The organism is Streptomyces sp. CAU 1734 (genome assembly GCF_039888735.1).
In the GTDB taxonomy this organism is placed as follows: domain Bacteria; phylum Actinomycetota; class Actinomycetes; order Streptomycetales; family Streptomycetaceae; genus Streptomyces.
Genome location: NZ_JBDQQP010000008.1, coordinates 49,490 through 70,296, shown reverse-complemented (window position 1 = coordinate 70,296; position 20,807 = coordinate 49,490). Strand labels below are relative to the sequence as shown.

Genomic DNA, 20,807 nt, shown 5'->3' with positions numbered 1-20,807 from the left:
CTTCCTGCCAACTCTAGCCGGTGGCCCCGTACGGTTCCGGGGTCCGCCAGCGCTCGAAGGGCCGGTCAAGGCTGTAGCGGCCGTCCTCGCGGAGCTCCAGGACCCGGATCTCGCCGTTGCCGGGATTGGACAGCGACTCGAAGTCGGCGACGGTCCAGTGGAACCAGCGCATGCAGAAGAGCCGCATCGTCAGCCCGTGGGTCACCAGCAGGACGTTCGGCGGATGGTCGGGGGCCTCGAAGCTCCGGTACAGACTCTCCAGGAAGGCCCCGACCCGGTCGTAGACATCCGCCCCGGACTCTCCCTGGGCGAACCGGTAGAAGAAGTGCCCGTACGCGTCCCGATACGCCTTCTGCAACCGCACGTCGTCCCGGTCCTGCCAGTTTCCCCAGTCCTGCTCACGCAGGCGCGGCTCCTCCCGTATGCGCACCCGGCCCGGGTCGAGGTCGAAGGCCCGGAAGGTTTCATGGGTGCGCCGGTAGGGCGAGACATAGACACTGACCCGCTCCGGTCCGAAGAGCTCCCGCAGCCGCACACCGGCGGCTCTGGCCTGGGCCTCTCCCCTGGCGGTCAGCCGCAGTGCGTGATCGGGCTCGCGCTCGTACACGGTGTCGTCGATGTTCCCCTCCGACTCGCCGTGCCGGACGAGGACGATGCGTCGTGGTCGTGCCATGTCTCCGACACTAGATCGGTCCGGCCGCGGACGGGCGGTCGGGCCGGGGCGGGCCGGCACCGGCAGGGGTCCTCCGGACGGAATCCGCACCGCTCCGGTCCGGGCCCGCACGATCCGCGACCGCCGGATTCGAGACCGCCGGACTCAGGACCCCGGGTCCCGGGTCAGACCGTCCAGGAGGGTTCGAGCTGCACCACGTCCCCGGCGAGGGACGCGATGTCCGCCTCCGTCTGGGTCCGCAGCAGCAGTCGCTCCACGCGCTCCCGCCGGTACTTTCCGTGCTCGGCCTCGGACCGCCACATCGACATGACCAGGAACTCGTTCTCCGGCGCCTCGCCGAAGAGGCCGCGCACCATCCCCGGTGAACCGGCCATCGCCGGATTCCACACCTTCTCCTGCATCAGGGCGTAGTGCTCCACCCGGTCCGCGTGGACCTTGCAATGCGCGATCCGCACCACGTCAACACCGGTGAACCGCGGCTCGAACCCGGTCTTCACATCGAATCGGTAGTCGAACAGCTTCGCCTGAAGATCCCGGTAGGTGCCGGACTGGCCGGCCGCCAGGCGATCGTGCGAGCGCGCCATGAAGGAGTCGTAGAAGGCACGGCTCTCCCAGAAGGCGAACACATGAGCGACATTCGGCCGTCCCTTGCTCCACCCGCCGCCCTGCCCCCGGAATCCCGGCTCGCCCGGCAGCCCCGCCCATTTCCGCTGTCCCCGCTCGAACCCACGACGGTCCACCACGGTGCAGCGAATCCACTTGACCAGCACCGCGCCATCGTACGGCCCGGAGCGTGGCCGCGGTCACTGTCCGCGAAAGGTGCTCTCCGGGCGCAGCGCGGTGCCGTCGGAGCGCCCTTACCGGAATACGCGATGCCGGATGCGGCGTACAGCAGCCAACTCCTCGCCGTGACCGGTGCGGAGCCGATACGGTCAATGAACGGAGCAGAACTGGCGGTTACGGGGAAGGGGTATTGGGTGAGCAGCCTGAGCAAGGGCGTCCGCAAGGCGGAGGTGAGCCTCCGGTGGGATCCGAGCCCGATGGGTGCCGACCCGCATGACCTGGACATAGTCGCGGCGACCTACCGAGGGGACGACCCGCACGGACAGCCGGCGTATGTCGTGCACTTCGACAGCCGTTCGCCCGACGGCACCATCACTCTCGCCCGGGAGAGCAGGACAGGGCAGGGTTTCGGCTTCGACGAGGTCATGTCCCTGGAGTTCGAGCGGCTGGCACCGGTGTACGGCCGGGTCGTGGTGGGCGTGGTCGTACAGCAGCGTGACGGCCGATGCGTATTCGGTGATGTCGCGAACACACACGCCAAGGTGAATGAGGGGCACACCGAGCTGTGGAAGACCGATTTCTCGGCAGTGGCGGGGTCCACGGCGGCGGTCGTCGCGGAGTTCGTCCGTGACGAGGGCGGAATCTGGAGCTACCGGGAGGTGCTGCGCGGCTTCGACGCCGATCCGCAGGAGTTCGTTCCGCTGATGGGCGGCCGGGGAGAGCACGGCCAGTGAAAAGACCGGGGTGGTGGCGCCGGCCACCGGCACCACCACCCGAGTCACCCCGTCACGCCGGGCCGGCGTGAGGGATCAGCTGCAACCGCTGGTCGAGCCGCAGCCCTCACAGATGTAGCAGGAGCCCGCCCGCTGCATCTTGGTACCGCAGGAGAAGCAGAGCGGCGCGTCCGCGCTGATGCCCAGCTGCATCTCCACCAGTTCGGCGGAGGTGTGGGCCTGCTGCGGCGCGGGGACCGCCGCCTGGGGGGCGGCGACCGGGGCCGGCTCCTGGCGGAGCGGCGCCGACTGGGCCAGGCCCGCGACATCGAGCGCGAGCTCTTCGTCGGAGGGCTCGTACGAACCGGTCTCCAGGTGACGCTGACGCTCGTCGGCCGAGTGGATTCCGAGCGCGGAGCGGGTCTCGAAGGGCAGGAAGTCCAGCGCCAGGCGGCGGAAGATGTAGTCGACGATCGACTGCGCCATGCGGACGTCCGGGTCGTCGGTCATTCCGGCCGGCTCGAACCGCATATTGGTGAACTTCGAGACATAGGTCTCCAGGGGCACGCCGTACTGGAGGCCGACCGAGACGGCGATCGAGAAGGCGTCCATCATGCCCGCCAGGGTGGACCCCTGCTTGGACATCTTCAGGAAGACCTCACCGAGACCGTCGTCCGGGTAGGAGTTGGCCGTCATGTACCCCTCGGCTCCACCCACGGTGAAGGAGGTGGTGATGCCGGGGCGGCCCTTCGGGAGGCGCTTGCGGACCGGACGGTACTCGACGACCTTCTCGACCGCGGCACGGATCGTGTCCTCGGCCTTCTCGGTGATCTCCGTCTTCTCCGCTTCCTTGGTCTTGGCGGAGAGCGGCTGGCCGACCTTGCAGTTGTCGCGGTAGATCGCGAGCGCCTTGACGCCCATCTTCCACGCCTTGAAGTAGATCTCCTCGACCTCTTCGACGGTCGCCGACTCCGGCATGTTCACCGTCTTGGAGAGGGCGCCGGAGATCCAGGGCTGGATCGCGGCCATCATCCGGACGTGACCCATCGCGGAGATGGACCGCTCGCCCATGGCGCAGTCGAAGACCTCGTAGTGCTCGGTCTTCAGGGCCGGCGCGCCGATCACATTGCCGTTGTCGGCGATGTGGGCGACGATCGCGTCGATCTGCTCGGGCTGGTAGCCGAGGCGGCGCAGCGCCTGCGGCACCGTGCCGTTGACGATCTGCATCGAGCCGCCGCCGACCAGCTTCTTGAACTTGACCAGGGCGAGGTCGGGCTCAAGGCCGGTGGTGTCGCAGGACATCGCCAGACCGATGGTGCCGGTCGGGGCGATGACGGACGCCTGGGCGTTGCGGAATCCGTTCCGCTCGCCGAGGCGGATCACGTCCTGCCAGGCTTCGGTGGCCGCCGCCCAGACCGTGCTGTCCAGGTCGTCCACCCGGACGGCCGTGGCGTTGGCGTCGGCGTGCTGCCGCATGACGCGGTTGTGCGGAGCGGCGTTGCGGGCGTAGCCGTCGTAGGGCCCCACCACGGCGGCCAGCTCGGCCGAGCGCTTGTAGGAGGTTCCCGTCATCAGGGAGGTGATGGCACCCGCGAGGGCACGTCCGCCGTCGCTGTCGTAGGCGTGGCCCGTGGCCATCAGCAGCGCGCCGAGGTTGGCGTAGCCGATGCCCAGCTGCCGGAAGGCGCGGGTGTTCTCGCCGATCTTCTCGGTCGGGAAGTCGGCGAAGCAGATGGAGATGTCCATCGCGGTGATGACCAGCTCGACGACCTTGGCGAAGCGCTCGACGTCGAAGGACTGGTTGCCCTCGCCGTCGTCCTTGAGGAACTTCATCAGGTTGAGCGAGGCGAGGTTGCAGGACGTGTTGTCCAGGTGCATGTACTCGCTGCACGGGTTCGAGCCGTTGATCCGGCCGGACTCGGGACAGGTGTGCCAGTGGTTGATGGTGTCGTCGTACTGGATACCCGGGTCGGCACAGGCCCAGGCGGCCTCCGCCATCTTGCGGAAGAGCGACTTGGCGTCGACCTCCTCGATGACCTCGCCGGTCATACGGGCCCGGAGGCCGAAGGAGGAACCGGACTCGACGGCCTTCATGAACTCGTCGTTCACCCGGACCGAGTTGTTGGCGTTCTGGTACTGGACGGACGTGATGTCGTCGCCGCCCAGGTCCATGTCGAAGCCCGCGTCGCGCAGGGCGCGGATCTTCTCCTCTTCCTTCACCTTGGTCTCGATGAAGCTCTCGATGTCCGGGTGGTCGACATCGAGGATGACCATCTTGGCCGCACGGCGGGTGGCGCCGCCGGACTTGATCGTTCCGGCGGAGGCGTCGGCTCCGCGCATGAAGGAGACCGGGCCGGAGGCATTGCCACCGGAGGAGAGGAGCTCCTTGGAGGAACGGATCCGGGAGAGGTTCAGGCCAGCTCCGGAGCCGCCCTTGAAGATCATGCCCTCTTCCTTGTACCAGTCGAGGATCGACTCCATGGAGTCGTCGACGGCCAGGATGAAGCAGGCGGAGACCTGCTGCGGCTGGGGCGTGCCGACGTTGAACCAGACCGGGGAGTTGAAGCTGAAGATCTGGTGGAGCAGGGCGTACGCCAGCTCGTGCTCGAAGATCTCGGCGTCGGCGGGGGAGGCGAAGTACTTGTGGTCCTCGCCGGCCTTCCGGTACGTCTTCACGATCCGGTCGATCAGCTGCCGCAGACCGGTCTCGCGCTGGGGAGTGCCGACAGCCCCGCGGAAGTACTTGCTGGTGACGATGTTGACCGCGTTCACCGACCAGAAGTCGGGGAACTCGACGCCACGCTGCTCGAAGTTGACCGAGCCGTCGCGCCAATTGGTCATGACGACGTCACGGCGCTCCCAGACCACCTCGTCGTACGGATGCACGCCGGGGGTGGTGTGGATGCGGTCGATGCGCAGACCCTTGGCCGTCTTGATCCCCTTGGTGCGGGACCCTCGTGCCGGGCCGCTCGTCGTCTCTGTCATGCCGCCTCCCATATACGGGCAAAAACGCCCTGAAGTGCCGAGATCTTCCCAGGGCACAGTCTCTGTTCTGATGACATGGGCGCACACGGCACCCATGGCAGATCTTGTCGCCGCCCCGCCGCGGGACCGGTCGTCCGGGCCCGCGGGCGCGAACCGCTCCGCGCGGCGTCGCTCAGTCGGCGGCGGGGGCGGGGACGCGGACCGCTGGGGCCTCCGGCGTTCCGCTCTTCCCCGCGGGCAGCCGGTGGTCGCGGAGCTCCGCGATGGCCGCCTCGAAGTCCTCAAGTGAATTGAACGCCCGGTACACGGACGCGAAGCGCAGGTAGGCGACGAGGTCGAGTTCCTGCAGGGGGCCGAGTATGGCCAGACCCACGTCGTGCGTGGTGAGCTCGGCGCTTCCGGTCGCGCGCACCGCTTCCTCGACCCGCTGGCCGAGCTGGGCGAGCGCGTCCTCCGTGACCGGCCGCCCCTGGCATGCCTTGCGCACGCCGGAGATGACCTTGGTGCGGCTGAAGGGCTCGGTCACGCCGCTGCGCTTGATCACCATGAGCGACGCGGTTTCCACCGTCGTGAACCTGCGCGAGCAGTCGGGGCACTGCCGACGGCGCCGGATCGACGTGCCGTCGTCGGTGGTGCGACTGTCGACCACTCGGCTGTCCGGGTGCCTGCAGAAGGGGCAGTGCATGGATCCCAACCCTTTCTGATGACATGACCGAATTGCCCCGACCGGCCGTGGAGCCTCTCGAAGCAGCCCCCAGCATAGGCGATGGCCGCACCCCCGGAGCACAGGGACCACTAGTTCTGGGCAGCAGCCACAATCCAACCACTAGATCTGGGGTTTGACCGCGGTTTCCACCCCAACCGCGTGTCGTTCGGAGGGCCGCCGCTCGCGGAGGGCGTACGGGCCGTGACACGGCGGTACGGAACCGGCGCCGCCCCGCATCGCCCCGCCCGTCCCGGCGGCGGGCGCGGCTCGCACGGTGCGCGGTCGCCGCGCCGCGGCGGGTGACATCACCGCCCTCGGCCGGTGCCCCGGGATGCCGGGGCGGAGGCGCCGCCATGAGAGTACGGGAAAGGCACGGCATCCGGCATTGCGGTCCGGTTCCCCGGATTCCGGGGCGGCGAATGCGAGACTGGGCGCACCCGCCCGCGCCGCGACGGCCGAGAAGCCTTACCGTAATGGACGTGAATTGCCTCGGGGGCGCCGCTATCGGAGCCCCCGGTGAAGCGACCGCTTGGACATACACCCAAACGCAGACGCACGTAAGGCAATCCTTAATTTTTCACTCGAACGTGTGTTTGGCGCAACCTTTCGAAACCAACTACCGTTGTCCAGCTAGGGAGACCATTCGAGAGGGGCCGACGTGACCACCACCGCAGACAGTGCCACCATCACTGCCCAGGACCGCTCCCATAACCGATTCGAGCCGGTGCATGCCATGAACGACGCAGCCACGCCCCCCGATGGGGCAGAGCCTTCCCGGGCCGCTCGATCGATGCCCGGCCGACCTCCGGGTATCAGGGCGGACAGTTCCGGACTCACGGATCGGCAGCGGCGCGTCATCGAGGTGATCCGTGACTCCGTGCAGCGTCGCGGATATCCGCCGTCGATGCGCGAGATCGGCCAGGCCGTGGGGCTCTCCAGCACCTCCTCCGTCGCCCACCAGCTCATGGCGCTGGAGCGGAAGGGCTTTCTGCGGCGCGACCCGCACCGGCCCCGGGCGTATGAGGTGCGCGGCTCCGATCAGCCGAGCACCCAGCCCACCGACACCACCGGGAAGCCGGCCGCCTCCTACGTTCCACTGGTCGGGCGCATCGCGGCCGGCGGCCCCATCCTGGCCGAGGAATCCGTCGAGGACGTCTTCCCGCTCCCCCGGCAGCTCGTCGGCGACGGCGAGCTGTTCGTCCTCAAGGTCGTCGGCGATTCGATGATCGAAGCGGCCATCTGCGACGGGGACTGGGTGACCGTGCGCCGCCAGCCCGTCGCGGAGAACGGCGACATCGTCGCCGCGATGCTCGACGGCGAAGCCACCGTCAAGCGCTTCAAGCGGGAGAACGGGCATGTGTGGCTCCTCCCCCACAATGCCGCCTACCAGCCGATCCCCGGAGACGACGCCACCATCCTCGGCAAGGTCGTCGCGGTCCTGCGGCGGGTCTGACCACCCGCCGCCCCCGACCGGGGCCCCGGGACCCACTGCGCCGGTCCCGGGGCCCCGTACACAGCCACAGAGCCGGCGAAGCTCCCGGCCCGCCAAGCCGCGATTCGCCGCCCCGGAACTCCCCCGGGGGTTGTGACCCGGTTCGGTTCGCCCTTCCCTCTCGCACACGCGCCAGGCCGATGCGCCCCCGCACACCATTGCGGGGGCGCATCGGCATCCGCGAAATGCCACACCGCGCACCCCCGCGCCCCGCACAAATTGTGTGCCCCGGCCATACGGCCACCGGCCAATCCCGCACCGCCGCGCAATACCCGCATCACCGGCGCCATCTGCCGGTCCCGGTAATGGCGCCGTCGTTTGTTGGCCACACCAAAGTGTGTGCCGCCCCAAAGGATTGCGGCGGCACACCGCCGCGGATTACGCCCCGTCCGCCTTCGCGGTCGCGTCAATAGCGGCCAGGGACCGCCGCACCTGGTTACGGTCCGTCGTGTACCAGAAATCAGGCAGTGACGCCCGGAGGAAACTGCCGTACCGCGCATTGGCCAAACGCGGGTCCAGCACGGCGACCACACCCCGGTCCCCGGTGGCCCGGACCAGACGGCCCGCGCCCTGAGCCATCAGAAGGGCCGCATGGGTCGCCGCGACCGCCATGAATCCATTGCCGCCCGCGTCCTCCACCGCCTTCTGCCGGGCGCTCATCAGCGGATCGTCCGGGCGCGGGAACGGAATACGGTCCATCACCACCAGCTGGCAGCTCGGGCCGGGGACGTCCACCCCCTGCCAGAGCGAGAGCGTGCCGAAGAGGCAGGTCTCGGGATCAGCCGCGAAGTTCTTGATCAGCTCGCCGAGGGTCTCCTCGCCCTGGAGCAGAATCGGCTTGTCGAGCCTGCCGCGCAGCTCCTCCGCCGCCGCCTGCGCGGCCCTCATCGAGGAGAAGAGCCCCAGCGTGCGCCCGCCCGCGGCCTCCACCAGCTCGGCGAGCTCGTCCATCATGTCGCCCCGTGATCCCTCACGCCCCGGGGTCGCCAGATGCCGGGCGACATAGAGAATGCCCTGCTTCGGATAGTCGAAGGGCGAACCGACGTCGAGTCCCTTCCACTGCGGAACATCCTCCCTCTCGGTCCCCTCCGGCGAGAGGCCCAGCGAGGCGCCCACGCCGTTGAAATCGCCGCCGAGCTTGAGGGTGGCCGAGGTCAGCACCACCGACCGGTCGGTGAAGAGCTTCTCCCGCAGCAGCCCCGAGACATTCATCGGCGCCACCCTGAGCGAGGCGCCGAAGCGGTCGTGGCGCTCGTACCAGACGACGTCGTACTCGGAGCCCTGGGTGATCCGCTCCGCCACTCCGTGGATGGACTCCACCGAGGCCAGGGCCTGCTTGCGCACGGCGTCCTCGTCCTGGACGGACTTGTCACGGGTGGCGCCCAGTGCGGAGATCACGGTGCGCGAGGCGTCCCGCAGGGAGAGCAGGGCATAGCCCAGATCCTCGGGGATCTCCACCAGCCGGCCCGGCAGGGCCAGCTCCATCAGCCGCTCGAATGTCTCGGCGGCGGTCTGCAGCGAATCCGCGGCCTTCTCATTGACGAGCTTGGCCGCCCTGCGGACGGCACGGTTGACCTGGCCGGGGGTGAGCTCGCCGGTGGCCGCTCCGGTGACCCTGGAGACCAGCTCATGCGCCTCGTCGATGACCAGGACCTCATGCGGCGGCAGCACGGGGGCGCCCTCGATGGCGTCGATGGCGAGCAGCGCGTGGTTGGTGACGACCACATCCGAGAGCTTCGCCCGCTCCCGGGCCATCTCGGCGAAGCATTCCGCGCCGTACGCGCACTTCGACGCCCCCAGGCACTCCCGGGAGGTCACGGAGACCTGGGACCAGGCGCGGTCCGAGACACCCGGCGTCAGGGCGTCGCGGTCGCCCGTCTCGGTCTCGTCGGCCCAGTCCCGCAGCCGCAGCAGGTCCTTGCCGAGCTTGCTCGTCGGGGTGGCCGACTCGAACGGGTCGAAGAGGCCGTCTTCCTCCTCCTGCGGCACCCCCTCGTGCAGCCGGTGCAGACAGAGGTAATTCGACCGCCCCTTGAGCATCGCGAACTCGGGACGGCGGCGCAGCAGCGGATGGAGCGCGTCGACCGTACGCGGCAGATCGCGCTCGACCAGCTGGCGCTGGAGGGCGAGCGTCGCGGTGGCGATGATCACCCGCTCCCCGTGAGCCACCGACGGGACCAGATAGCCCAGCGACTTCCCGGTGCCGGTGCCCGCCTGGACCAGCAGATGGGAACCGTCGTCCACCGCCTGCGCCACGGCCTCCGCCATGGCGATCTGACCAGGTCTTTCCACACCTCCGACGGCGGAGACGGCGGCATGGAGGAGCTCGGGGAGGGATGGCTTCGTCATAGGCCGACCACCCTAAGGCCCGACACTGACACCGCGCTCCGTTCCCCTCGGAATCCGCCCCCGCGAGGGTTACGGAATAGCACCTTCCGCAGGCGGGCCCCGGCGGCCGGGCCACGCCCGGCGACACGGCCCCTCATGCGTCAGGGGGCGAGCGGGTTGGTGATGGTGACATAGACGGACTGGGTGTCGACGGGACCGATCAGTTCGTCGAGGCCGTGCAGCCGGGTGAGGAGATTCGCCTTCGTGCGCAGGGTGGGCGATTCCAGCAGCCTCGCGGGCAGGGACGAACCGATGGACGCGGCGGAGGCCAGGAACCGCCGGAGGGCGGCGAGCAGCACCCGCTCGTCTGCCAGGCGCTGGGCCCCGAAGGCTCCGATCAGACCGAGAATGTTGTTGATCCCGAGGTAGTAGACGAATCGCTCGTCCACCACGCCGTCCGCGACAAAGGTGTCGCTCGCGACGCCGACCCCCGGGAGCCGGTGATCCAGCTCGGTCCGCCGTGACTCACGGAAGTAGTACCCCTGATTGTCCCGGTACCGGCCTCCGGCGGGCCAGCCGTCGGGGTCGAGGACGACCAGGGTGTTCTGCTGATGCGCTTCGAGGGCGATCCCGGCGATGGCGTCCAGCCGGAGCACGGGGCGGACGCAGTGATCGAGATAGCGGAGGAACCACTCGCCGGCCACCGCGCCGGCGGGCCGGCCGGTGCGCGCGGCCAGCCGGTGCACGATGTCCCCGAGCCGGGAGACCATCCCGCGATGGCCGGGGCGCGGGCGCGGTGCGGTGAGGCCCGCCACGCAGACGGCGTCGTCGCCGGGGCCGAAGGGATTGTGGCGCAGTACGGCGTCGAGCCCGGCCACGGGTGTGCCGTCGGGGCCGTCGACAGCGAGCCACGCGGGGTCGCGCACAATGTCGAACCCCGGGTCGGCCGCCCGCCACTGTTCCGCGAGGCCGGTTCGCAGCAGCCGGTGGACCTCCACCCCCCGGTGGAGCTCCTTGCGGAGGTGCTCGCGGCGGGAGTTGGTGATGCGCACGCCGAGCGAGAGCTTGAGCATGGCCTCGGCGCCCGGGCGGTACACGGTCCGGAGGGAGGAGGTGGGGTGCCAGTGGGCGCCGCGCGGTCCCAGATCGCGGAGCAGGCCGGCGTCGAGCAGCGCGGCGACGGCGGGGCGGTGGGTCACCTCACGGGCCTGCCAGGGGTGCAGGGGAAGGGCGGCGGTGTGCTCGGGGAGGGCGGGGCCGTCCAGGAACCGCGCGGCCAGACGGTCGGCGGGGACGAGCCGGCCGCGTTCGGTCCAGGCCGAATCCGCGGCCAGGACCGACCGGTCGACAGCCATCCAGTGCAGCCGGAAGGATCCGTACGACTCCGGCGACCAGCGGCGGTTCTCGGCCGGGGTGAATTCCTCGCGGCTCTTGGGGCTCGGATGGAGGGGATGGCCGAGCGTCAGGGACTGCTCGGCGGTGAGGAAGAGATCCGCCCCGGGGGCGGGGTCCGGGTGGGCCCGGCGCTCGGCGATGAAGAGCGCGGTACGGCGTACGGAGTCGGCGACCCGCCCCACCAGATCGCGGCCGGCCCCGGCGGGACCGGCCTCCCGGCTCAGCAGGGCGGCGACGGTCACGGCGTCGGCCGGCCCGGCACCGGCCCGCGAGTGTTCCAGGGCAGGCGGCGCGAAGCGGTGCCATCCGGTGGTTGACCAGTAGCGGACCGGGACGAGCAGCGCGGTGCCGCTGGCGGGCAGGGGAATGCGCAGCACCGGGCCCGGGGGCATGCCGATGTCGTTCTCCCGTACCCAGCAGCGCAGCAGATTCTCGGCCGTCGCGGTGTCCGCGGCGCGTTCGGGGTCGGGTCCGTCGAGCGGATCGGGGGACGGCGGGACGGCGGAGGCGCCGGCCGCGGTGGTCGCCGGTAACGGCTGCCGGATGTTCCGGTGCCCCCGGTACTGGCGGGGGACGGCCGGCTCGGCGCCGGGATGCGGGAGATCCGGCGTACGGGCGTCCGCGACATGGCCGGCGCCGTCCTCGCGGGTGCGGGGGGCGCCGGTTCCGGGGTGGGGGATCACATGGCTCCTCGGGGCTGAGCGGGGCGGGGGCGGGGTGCTGCGGACGAGGCGGGCGGGCCGGGACCCTGGTTCACAGGGGAGTTCCCCGGCCCGGCCCGGGGGCCGCGCGGGTGGCTCCGGGGATTGTTCCCGGCTTTCTCGCGGGGTGTCCCACCGGGGGCCGGCGGTGCGGCCGGGCCGCCCCGAGATCGTCGGGGCGGCCGGGGCCCGTCCGGGAGATCCCGCCGCGCCGGTGTGCCGCGGCGGCCGGCGGCACGGTGTCCGCCGGCCGTGCCCGTCCGTGCTCCCACCCACACCAACGACCTCCCGGGGCGGGGATCACGGGCGGCGCGAAGATCCTTGCGCCCGCGGAACCGCGGACCGGCCGCGTGCCGTCCCCCACGGCACCGGCATAGTCTGGTCCGCGTTCCGGGGAGGGATCGGGTCCGCCGCGGCCGCGCCGCTTCGGGTTCCCCGGAGCCCGGCGCGGCGCAACTCGGCGGCACGGTGGTCCGGTTCCGCGGTTCACATGTACCGAAGCACGAAGTCCCAGGGGGATCACGAGATGCGACCCATTCGCCCGAAGCCGGCTGTTGCCGCGATATCCGCCGTGCTCGCGCTGGCCCTCACCGCCTGCGGGCCGGGCGGGGACACCGCGGCCGACGCTCCGAGCACCCCCGCCGGCCAGGGGCCGGAGGGCGGGATAACCATCCCGGAGGAGCTCAGGAACCGGCTCAAGGAGCACGGTATCGATCTGGACGCGTGGCGCGGCGGCGAGTGGAGGAACTGGGACAGGGACAAGTGGCTTCGCGAGGCGAAGGACTATGTCAATCCGATCATCGAGGACTTGTGGGACCCGGACCGGATGCGTGAGGCGGAGAAGCCGCCGGAGCAGCCGATCGACCGGGACATCCCGGGCGACGAGGGTGTCACCGACCCGGCGCCCGCGCCGGTGAAGGCGCGGGCGGTGAACGCCCCGTACCGTGCGAACGCCGCCGAGGCGGGCAAGGTCTTCTTCGACGGCCCGGGTGGTTCGATGGTCTGCTCGGCGACGGTCGTGAAGGACCCGGCCAACCCCGGCAGGTCGAATCTGGTGTGGACGGCCGGTCACTGTGTTCACGCGGGCAAGAAGGGCGGCTGGTACCGCAACATCGCCTTCGTGCCTGCCTACAACGACGGCGCGAAGCCGTCGTCGGAGCTGGAGGGCACGCCGAAGGCGGAGATCGCCCCGCACGGCGTCTGGTGGGGTGACTGGGTGCAGACCTCGGACCAGTGGATCGCCCGGGGGGCGAAAACCGGTGGCCAGGGGGCTCCGTACGACTTCGCGGTGATCCATGTGACCCCGGAGAAGGGCGGCAAGGGCAAGTCGCTGGAGGAGACGGTGGGTTCGGCGCTCCCGGTGGAGTTCAGCGCCCCGGCGGCCCCGGAGATCAGCGGAATGACGGCCACCGGCTATCCGGCGGCGGCGCCGTTCGACGGTGAGCGGATGTTCCAGTGCGCGGACGCCCCCGGCCGGCTCTCCGTCAGGGCCGAGGAGCCGACGATGTACCGCATCGGCTGCACCATGACCGGCGGTTCCTCCGGGGGCGGCTGGGTCGCCGCCGGCCGGGACGGCCGGCCCGCGCTGGTGTCCAACACCTCGATCGGCCCGGTCTCGGCCGGCTGGCTGGCCGGCCCCAGGCTGGGCGAAGAGGCGGAAGCCGTGTACAACGCCGTGAGTGAGAAGTTCGCCGGACGGTAGTTCCGGACCGGCGGTGGGCAGCGGGAGCTCCCCCGGGCGGTAGAGAAGACCCGGAGGGGGCTCGCACCCATGCGATCCAAGCGTTCTTCGCCGGCCACCGCCGTCGTCGCCCTGGCGATGGCGGCGGCCATCGGCGCCTGCGGAGTGACAGCCCCGGGCGATCCGGTCCCCGCCGCGCCGGCGTCGGCCGGTACGGCCGGGGATGTCACCGGTGGGCCGGCCGGTGGCGGGAACGGCGGCTTCGGCGCGGACGGCGGGCGGGACGGTGACTGGCGGAACTGGGACAAGGACGGCTGGCGCCGGGAGGCCCAGGACTTCACCAATCCCGTGATCGAGGATCTGTGGCGGCCGGAGCGGATGAACGCGGCACAGCCGCCACCCCAGACGCTCGCGGAGAGCGACGCCCCCGGTGACCAGGGGGTCACCGACCCGGAGCCGCGGCCGGTCGCCGCGGAGGAGGAGGCCAGGCCGTACCACCGGAACGCCGCTCCGGTCGGCAAGGTCTTCTTCGACGGCCCGGCCGGGCCGATGGTCTGCTCGGCGACGGTCGTGAAGGACCCGCGGAGCCCCGGCAGGTCGAATCTGGTCTGGACCGCGGGCCACTGTGTCCACGCCGGGCGGGACGGTGGGTGGTACCGCAACATCGCCTTCGTACCGGCCTACAACGACCATGGCCTGACCCCCGATTCACTGGGGTCGGCCCGGCCGCACGAGGTCACGCCCTACGGCGTCTACTGGGCGGACTGGGTGTCGACCTCGGCCGAGTGGATCGGTCTCGGCGGCCCGGACGGGGGCGCCGGGGCCCCGTACGACTACGCGGTCATGCATGTACGGCCGAAGGAGGGCACCAAGTCCCTGGAGGAGACCGTCGGTGCCGCCCTCGATGTCGACTTCGACGCTCCGGCCGCCCGGCACATCCCCTCCATCGGGGCCTGGGGCTATCCGGCCGCTCATCCCTTCAACGGCGCGATCATGCACAAGTGCATCGACCGGCCGGGGCGGCTCTCCCTCGCCCCCGGCGCGCCGACGATGTGGCGCATCGGCTGCACCATGACCGGCGGCTCCTCCGGCGGCGGCTGGTTCGCCGGAGGGCCGGACGGCCGGTCGGTCCTGGTCTCGAACACCTCCATCTCCTCCGACACCGCCGGCTGGCTCGCGGGGCCGCGGCTCGACGAGGGGGCGCGGCGGATCTACACGGCGGTCAGCGAGAAGTACGCGGGCGGGTGACCCGGCCCGGGCGGGCGGAAACGCCCCCGCCGGAACGGGGACGCCGGCGGGGACCGCGACCGGACCCGGCAGGGGGACCGGGGCTGTCGGAAAACCGGGCCGGGGAACCTGCGGAGGACCGGGCCGGGGAACGAGCGGAGGACCGGGCGGGGCGGGGAACAGCAGCCGGACCGGGCCGGCGATCCGGCGCGGGACCTCGGAGGAAGAGGAAACGGAGAAGTGCCCGCCCCTCACGCGGAGGGACGGGCACTTCCGTCGCCGGCTCCGGTCACGGGCGCCGATGGCGCCCGGTCACGGAGACCGGTGGGCGAATCTAGTGAGGCACCGGCACATACGGCGCGAGGGCCGCCGCCAGCTCCTCATGGACACGGGCCCTGAGCAGGGTGCCTTCCGAGGTGTGCTCCTCGGAGAGAACCTCGCCGTCGGCGTGCACCCGCGAGACGAGACCGCCCTCGGTGTAGGGCAGCAGCGCCTCGATCTCCACCTCGGGCCGGGGCAGCTCTGCGTCGATGAGCGCCAGCAGCTCCTCGATGCCCGCACCGGTCCGGGCCGATACGGCAATCGCGTGCCGCTCGATGCGGAGCAGCCGCTGGAGCACCACCGGATCGGCCGCGTCGGCCTTGTTGATCACCACGATCTCGGGCACGTCGAGCGCGCCCACATCGCGGATCACCTCGCGCACGGCGGCCAGCTGCTCCTCCGGCGCCGGGTGTGATCCGTCCACCACATGAAGGATCAGATCGGATTCGCCGACCTCCTCCATGGTGGAACGGAACGCCTCGACGAGGTGGTGCGGCAGATGCCGTACGAATCCGACGGTGTCGGCCAGGGTGTAGATCCGGCCGCTCGGCGTCTCGGACCGGCGGACGGTCGGATCCAGGGTGGCGAAGAGGGAGTTCTCCACCAGGACTCCGGCGCCGGTGAGGCGGTTGAGCAGCGAGGACTTTCCGGCATTGGTGTATCCGGCGATGGCGACCGAGGGCACCTTGTTGCGGCGCCGCTCCTGCCGCTTGATCTCACGGCCGGTCTTCATCTCCGCGATCTCCCGGCGCATCTTCGCCATCTTCTCGCGGATCCGGCGCCGGTCCGTCTCGATCTTGGTCTCACCGGGGCCTCGGGTGGCCATGCCGCCACCGCCGCCGCCACCCATCTGCCGGGAGAGCGACTGTCCCCAGCCGCGCAGCCTCGGCAGCATGTACTGCATCTGCGCCAGGGCCACCTGCGCCTTGCCCTCACGGGACTTGGCGTGCTGGGCGAAGATGTCGAGGATCAGGGCGGTCCGGTCGACCACCTTGACCTTGACGACATCCTCGAGATGGATCAGCTGCCCGGGGCTCAGCTCACCGTCGCACACGACGGTGTCCGCACCGGTCTCGAGCACGATGTCCCGAAGCTCCTGTGCCTTGCCCGATCCGATGTAGGTGGCCGGGTCGGGCTTGTCACGGCGCTGGGTCACACCGTCGAGCACCAGCGCGCCCGCCGTCTCGGCGAGAGCCGCCAGCTCCGCGAGGGAATTGTCCGCGTCCTGCACGGTGCCCGAGGTCCAGACACCGACCAGCACCACACGCTCCAGGCGCAGCTGCCGGTACTCGACCTCGGTGACGTCTTCCAGCTCGGTGGAGAGGCCCGCGACTCGCCGCAGCGCGGCCCGCTCGGAGCGGTCGAACTGATCGCCGTCCCGCTCTCCGTCGATCTCGTGGCTCCAGGCGACGTCCTCTTCCATCAGGGCATCGGCCCGAAGGCTCTCAAAACGCGTCTCGGCGTCAGTCTCCGCGGAGCCGGCGCGGCTCTGCTTCTCGGAGCGCTGCTCGTCCTGGGAAGGGGATGAAGAGGAGGTCATTGGATCCTTACGTTGATGAGGATGGTTCTCAGGGGCCGCCGGACGGATCCGGGACGGCCTCTCACAGTCACAACGGGTGACGGGCTCGGATGATTCCCCTGCGGATCACCGATTCGGGTCCGGTCCCGGCTCCGTCGTCGACCCGTCGATGTTCCCACGGTGCCGACCGGGGCGTCATCCGGGTTTCCACCGGTTTCCCGAACCCCGGCCGCCGGGCCCCGGACACCCGGCGCCGGGCCCGACCCGGGCTCCGCGGGCGTCAGCCGCGTACCGGGGTGCTCGTCGGCACCACCGTCCAGTCGGGGTGCCCCGGCATCGGCGGCGTCTTCTCCGCGTACAGCCAGCCCCGGAAGAAGTCGTCCAGATCGCGCCCCGCGATCCGCGCGGCCAGCGCGGTGAAGTCCGCGGTGGTCGCCGTGGAGTCCCGGTGGGTCCGCACCCAGGCCCGCTGGAGCTGGTCGAAGGCGTCCGCGCCGATCGTCTGCCGCAGGGCGTACAGCACCAGTGCGCTGCCGTCGTACACCACCGGCCGGAAGAGGCTGATCTTCTCCCCGGGAGCCGGGGGCTCCGGTGCGGCCGGCGGGCCGCCGTCCGCCCGCCACGCGTCGGAGCGCCGATACGCCTGGCGCATCCGCTTCTCCAGCGTGTGCCCGGACGTCTCCTCGGCGTAGAGGGCTTCGTACCAGGTGGCGTGCCCTTCGTTCAGCCAGAGATCGGACCAGGCGCGGGGCGAGACACTGTCGCCGAACCACTGGTGGGCCAGTTCGTGGACCATGATCGAGTCGACGTACCACTCGGGGAAGAGCCCGCCGGCGAAGATCCGGCGTTCGAAGAGCGAGAGTGTCTGTGTCTCCAGCTCGAAGCCGGTGTCGGCATCCGCGATCAGCACACCGTAGTTCTCGAAGGGGTACGGGCCGACCTTCCCCTCCATCCACGCGATCTGGCCGGGGGTCTTCCGCAGCCAGGGCTCCAGTTCGTCGCGGTCGGCGGCGGGCACCACATCGCGCACCGGCAGCCCGCGGGGGCCCTCCCGGGTGGGCACCGCGGAGTCGCCGATCGAGACCTGTGCCAGCTCGGTCGCCATGGGGTGCACGGTCCGATACGCCCAGGTGGTGGTGGCGCCGTTGACCTCCCTGCCGGTCCGCAGGCCGTTGGCGACCGCGGTGAGCTCGCTGGGCGCGGTGATCCGGAAGGTGAAGTGGGCCTTGTCGGACGGATGGTCGTTGGAGGGGAAGACCCGGTGCCCGGCATCGGCCTGGTTCGCCATCGCCAGCCCGTCCCCGGTGCGCACCCAGCCGCCGGCGGCGGCACCCCGGGGGTCGCTGGTGTGCCGCACGGTGATCCGCAGCCGGGAACCGGCCGGCAGGGGCAGCGCGGGCTGGACGACCAGGTCCTCGCCGGCGGCGGCGAACTCCGCCGGGAGGCCGTTGACCTCCACCGCGCTCACCGTGCCGTGGGTGAAGTCGAGATTGACCCGCTCCAGTTGTCCGGTCGTCCGGGCGTCGATCGTGGTGACGGCGTCCAGCGGGGCGGTGTTGCTGCCGCGGTAGGTGAAGGCGATGTCATAGCTCTGTACGTCGTACCCGGGGTTCCCGAGGTGCGGGAAGAGCGGGTCACCGATGCCCAGCGGAACCGGGGCGGGCGGCGGCAGGGCCGCGGCGACCAGGGTGGCCGAGGCGGCGGCCAGCAGTACCGCGCGCAGGCGTCGGCGACCGGGGGAGGACGCGGGGAACCGGGAGGAACGCGGTGCGCGGACCGCGGCGGGCCCGCGCGGGTCCGTGGAAATGGACGGCATGCCCTACGGCTATCAGCGCATCCGGCGGGGTGTGCGGCGGCGCGCGCCGGACCACCCGAATGAGGTCAGCCGGTGGCCGCCGGATGCTGGGCACGGCTGACGTCGTACACACCCGGTACATCGCGCATCGCCCGCATGAGCGCCGGAAGTCCGGCGGCGTCGGGGAGTTGCAGGGTGTAGGTGTGGCGTACGCGCTGTTCGCTCGGCGGTTCGACGGTGGCCGACACGATGGCGGCGCCCTCCACGGCGATGGCCTCGGTGAGGTCCGCGAGGAGCCGGGGGCGGCCGAAGGACTCGGCGACCAGGGTGACCCGGCATCCGGCGGCGTCGCCCCAGCGGACCGGGATCGGCCGGCGGTCGCGGGCCTTCATCCGGGTGACGGCGGAGCACTCCTCCCGGTGCACGGTCACCACACCGCCGCGCACGGTGAAGCCGGTGACGGCGTCGGGCGGCACCGGTGTACAGCAGCCGGCGAGCCGTACGGTGGCGTCCGGCAGATCGACGACGGCATTCGCGGCGGGCAGCCGGTCGGCCTCGGCGGCGACGGGTGCCCGGCCCCGGACCACCGCCTCCGGGGCCGGTGTCCCTTCGGGGTGCGCGTCCAGCCAGGCGGTGATGGCGATGCGCGCGGCGGGCGTACGGGCGTGGTCGAGCCATTCCGGGGAGGGGCCGAAGACGCTGTCGCGGCTGCCCTGGTCCCGGTGGGTGCCGTCGAACGCCGCGATGCCGTCGCGGCGCGCGGCGCCGGTGTCCCGGGGATCGGTGTCCCGGGGATCGGTGTCCCGGGGATCGGCGTCCCGGGGATCGGTGTCCGTGCAGGCCTCCGCCGGCGCATGGCGGTCGGGGGTCTCCCGGCTGTCCGCCGCCGTCCCGGGGCCGCCGTCCGCGTCATGGGCGAGAAGGAGTTGCACGGTGTCGCCGTCGCTGAGCACGGTGCTCAGGGTGGCGAGGCGGCCGTTGACCCTGGCCCCGATACAGGCATGGGCCTGTTCGCCGTACTGGGCGTACGCGGCGTCCACACAGGTGGCGCCCACCGGGAGCCCCAGGATGCCGCCGTCCGCGCGGAAGACCGTGATCTCCCGGTCCTGTGCCAGATCGGCGCGGAGGGAGGACCAGAAGGTGTCGGAGTCCGGTGTGGATTCCTGCCATTCCAGGAGCCGGGAGAGCCAGCCGGGCCTGGTGGGATCGGCGCGCTCGCCGTCGGCGGGTTCGGCGGCGCCCGGCGCGGTCGCGGTGTGCTCGGAGGGGAGATGGGGGTTGCCCAGCGCGATCACCCCGGCTTCGGCGACCTTGTGCATCCGGTGGGTGCGGATGAGGACTTCGGTCACCGCCCCCCGGGGCCCCGCGACGGCCGTGTGCAGCGATTGGTAGAGGTTGAACTTGGGTGCCGCGATGAAGTCCTTGAACTCCGAGATCACCGGGGTGAAGCAGGTGTGCAGCTCGCCGAGGACTCCGTAGCAGTCGGCGTCCTCGCCGACGAGGACGAGCAGCCGGCCGAAGTCGGTGCCGCGCAGCTCGCCGCGTTTGGCGCGGGTGCGGTGGACGGAGACGAAGTGGCGCGGCCTGATGTGGACTTCGGCGGGGATGCCCGCCTCGCGCAGTACGGCCCGGAAACGCTCGGACATGGCGTCCAGGGCGGCACCGGCGGTGGCGTTCTCCGCGATCAGGGCGCGGGTCCGCTCGTACTCCTCGGGCTGGAGGATGGCGAAGACCAGATCCTCCAGCTCGGTCTTGAGCGCCTGCACACCGAGCCGTTCGGCGAGCGGAATGAGCACGTCCTGGGTGACTTTGGCGATGCGGACCTGTTTCTCGGGGCGCATCACCCCCAGGGTGCGCATATTGTGCAGCCGGTCGGCGAGCTTGATCGACATGACCCGCACGTCGTTGCCGGTGGCGACGAGCATCTTGCGGAAGGTCTCGGGCTCGGCCGCCGCGCCGTAGTCGACCTTCTCCAGTTTGGTCACGCCGTCGACGAGATAGGCGACTTCGGCGCCGAAGCCCTTGCGCACCTGATCGAGGGTCACCTCGGTGTCCTCGACGGTGTCGTGGAGCAGGGAGGCGGTCAAGGTGGTGGTCTCCGCGCCCAGTTCGGCGAGGATCAGGGTGACGGCAAGCGGATGGGTGATGTAGGGCTCGCCGCTCTTGCGGAACTGGCCGCGGTGGGACGACTCGGCGAGCACGTACGCCCGGTGCAGGATGGCCAGTTCGGCTTCGGGGTGGTGGGCCCGGTGGGCGTCGGCGACATGCCCGATGGCGTCGGGCAGCCGGTCGCGCCCGGCCGGTCCGAGCAGAGCCGCCCGGCCCAGCCTGCGGAGGTCGATCCTGGGACGGCCGCGTCTGCGGCTGTGGGCACCAGGGTTGACGGCCTCTGCACTCATGGGGGCACCTCCGGGCGGCATTCGACCGGCGAGAGAAAGGGCGGGAACGCCCTCCGGGCCGGTGCTTGATGCTACCGAGCCCACCACGT

Annotated in this window: 13 protein-coding genes; 4 read left to right on the top strand and 9 right to left on the bottom strand. The window is 71.0% G+C overall.

Going from position 1 to position 20,807, the window contains the following annotated elements; genetic code table 11:
• Positions 1–13: 13 nt before the first annotated feature.
• Both AAFN69_RS16930 and AAFN69_RS16925 read right to left on the bottom strand, forming a co-directional pair.
• The gene (locus tag AAFN69_RS16930; protein WP_347729347.1) at positions 14–673 is read right to left on the bottom strand and encodes a histidine phosphatase family protein; all 660 of its coding nucleotides are present in this window, start codon (positions 671–673) and stop codon (positions 14–16) included.
• Positions 674–837: 164 nt separating this feature from the next.
• A complete protein-coding gene (locus AAFN69_RS16925; protein ID WP_347729345.1) occupies positions 838–1,443 on the bottom strand; it encodes a YdbC family protein in 606 nt (201 codons plus the stop codon).
• A gap of 207 nt (positions 1,444–1,650) precedes the next feature.
• Here AAFN69_RS16925 and AAFN69_RS16920 point away from each other — a divergent pair, with 207 nt between their 5' ends.
• Complete coding sequence (locus AAFN69_RS16920; RefSeq protein WP_347729344.1) at positions 1,651–2,190, top strand: TerD family protein; 540 nt, start codon at positions 1,651–1,653, stop codon at positions 2,188–2,190.
• A 75-nt stretch (positions 2,191–2,265) separates the two neighbouring features.
• On the opposite strand, the gene AAFN69_RS16915 is transcribed toward AAFN69_RS16920, so the two are convergent.
• A complete protein-coding gene (locus tag AAFN69_RS16915; RefSeq protein ID WP_347729343.1) occupies positions 2,266–5,154 on the bottom strand; it encodes a vitamin B12-dependent ribonucleotide reductase in 2,889 nt (962 codons plus the stop codon).
• Positions 5,155–5,326: 172 nt separating this feature from the next.
• Positions 5,327–5,839, bottom strand: a complete 513-nt coding sequence (gene nrdR, locus AAFN69_RS16910; protein WP_347729342.1) for a transcriptional regulator NrdR — start codon at positions 5,837–5,839, stop codon at positions 5,327–5,329.
• 679 nt (positions 5,840–6,518) lie between these two features.
• Between nrdR and lexA the strand changes: the two genes are divergently transcribed.
• Positions 6,519–7,313 (top strand): transcriptional repressor LexA, encoded by a 795-nt coding sequence (gene lexA / locus AAFN69_RS16905; RefSeq protein ID WP_347729341.1) that lies wholly within the window; start codon positions 6,519–6,521, stop codon positions 7,311–7,313.
• Positions 7,314–7,730: 417 nt separating this feature from the next.
• On the opposite strand, the gene AAFN69_RS16900 is transcribed toward lexA, so the two are convergent.
• Positions 7,731–9,701 carry an ATP-dependent DNA helicase gene (locus tag AAFN69_RS16900; protein ID WP_347729340.1) on the bottom strand — a complete coding sequence of 657 codons (1,971 nt, stop codon included), beginning with the start codon at positions 9,699–9,701 and terminating at the stop codon, positions 7,731–7,733.
• Positions 9,702–9,841: 140 nt separating this feature from the next.
• Positions 9,842–11,758 (bottom strand): IucA/IucC family protein, encoded by a 1,917-nt coding sequence (locus tag AAFN69_RS16895; RefSeq protein WP_347729339.1) that lies wholly within the window; start codon positions 11,756–11,758, stop codon positions 9,842–9,844.
• A 544-nt stretch (positions 11,759–12,302) separates the two neighbouring features.
• On the opposite strand from AAFN69_RS16895, the gene AAFN69_RS16890 reads away from it, so the two are divergent.
• Both AAFN69_RS16890 and AAFN69_RS16885 read left to right on the top strand, forming a co-directional pair.
• Complete coding sequence (locus AAFN69_RS16890) at positions 12,303–13,478, top strand: hypothetical protein (protein WP_347729338.1); 1,176 nt, start codon at positions 12,303–12,305, stop codon at positions 13,476–13,478.
• A gap of 69 nt (positions 13,479–13,547) precedes the next feature.
• On the top strand, positions 13,548–14,705 hold the full coding sequence (locus tag AAFN69_RS16885) for a hypothetical protein (protein WP_347729337.1): 1,158 nt from the start codon (positions 13,548–13,550) through the stop codon (positions 14,703–14,705).
• Between the two features lie 313 nt (positions 14,706–15,018).
• Here AAFN69_RS16885 and hflX read toward each other — a convergent pair whose 3' ends face one another.
• The 3 genes from hflX to AAFN69_RS16870 all read right to left on the bottom strand — a co-directional run bounded on the left by hflX (position 15,019) and on the right by AAFN69_RS16870 (position 20,718).
• Positions 15,019–16,545: a GTPase HflX gene (gene hflX, locus AAFN69_RS16880; RefSeq protein ID WP_347729336.1), complete on the bottom strand. Its 1,527-nt coding sequence runs from the start codon at positions 16,543–16,545 to the stop codon at positions 15,019–15,021.
• Positions 16,546–16,804: 259 nt separating this feature from the next.
• Positions 16,805–18,340, bottom strand: a complete 1,536-nt coding sequence (locus AAFN69_RS16875; RefSeq protein ID WP_347729335.1) for a M1 family metallopeptidase — start codon at positions 18,338–18,340, stop codon at positions 16,805–16,807.
• Positions 18,341–18,405: 65 nt separating this feature from the next.
• Positions 18,406–20,718, bottom strand: coding sequence for an HD domain-containing protein (locus AAFN69_RS16870; protein WP_347729334.1), 2,313 nt, complete (start codon positions 20,716–20,718; stop codon positions 18,406–18,408).
• Positions 20,719–20,807 lie beyond the last annotated feature (89 nt).

What these genes read in the sequence shown, in the direction of transcription:
- AAFN69_RS16930 (WP_347729347.1), bottom strand. Translation starts at nt 673, where the DNA reads ATGGCACGACCACGACGCATCGTCCTCGTCCGGCACGGCGAGTCGGAG.
- AAFN69_RS16915 (WP_347729343.1), bottom strand. Translation starts at nt 5,154, where the DNA reads ATGACAGAGACGACGAGCGGCCCGGCACGAGGGTCCCGCACCAAGGGG.
- nrdR (WP_347729342.1), bottom strand. Translation starts at nt 5,839, where the DNA reads ATGCACTGCCCCTTCTGCAGGCACCCGGACAGCCGAGTGGTCGACAGT.
- AAFN69_RS16900 (WP_347729340.1), bottom strand. Translation starts at nt 9,701, where the DNA reads ATGACGAAGCCATCCCTCCCCGAGCTCCTCCATGCCGCCGTCTCCGCC.
- AAFN69_RS16890 (WP_347729338.1), top strand. Translation starts at nt 12,303, where the DNA reads ATGCGACCCATTCGCCCGAAGCCGGCTGTTGCCGCGATATCCGCCGTG.
- AAFN69_RS16885 (WP_347729337.1), top strand. Translation starts at nt 13,548, where the DNA reads ATGCGATCCAAGCGTTCTTCGCCGGCCACCGCCGTCGTCGCCCTGGCG.
- hflX (WP_347729336.1), bottom strand. Translation starts at nt 16,545, where the DNA reads ATGACCTCCTCTTCATCCCCTTCCCAGGACGAGCAGCGCTCCGAGAAG.
- AAFN69_RS16875 (WP_347729335.1), bottom strand. Translation starts at nt 18,340, where the DNA reads ATGCCGTCCATTTCCACGGACCCGCGCGGGCCCGCCGCGGTCCGCGCA.
- AAFN69_RS16870 (WP_347729334.1), bottom strand. Translation starts at nt 20,718, where the DNA reads ATGAGTGCAGAGGCCGTCAACCCTGGTGCCCACAGCCGCAGACGCGGC.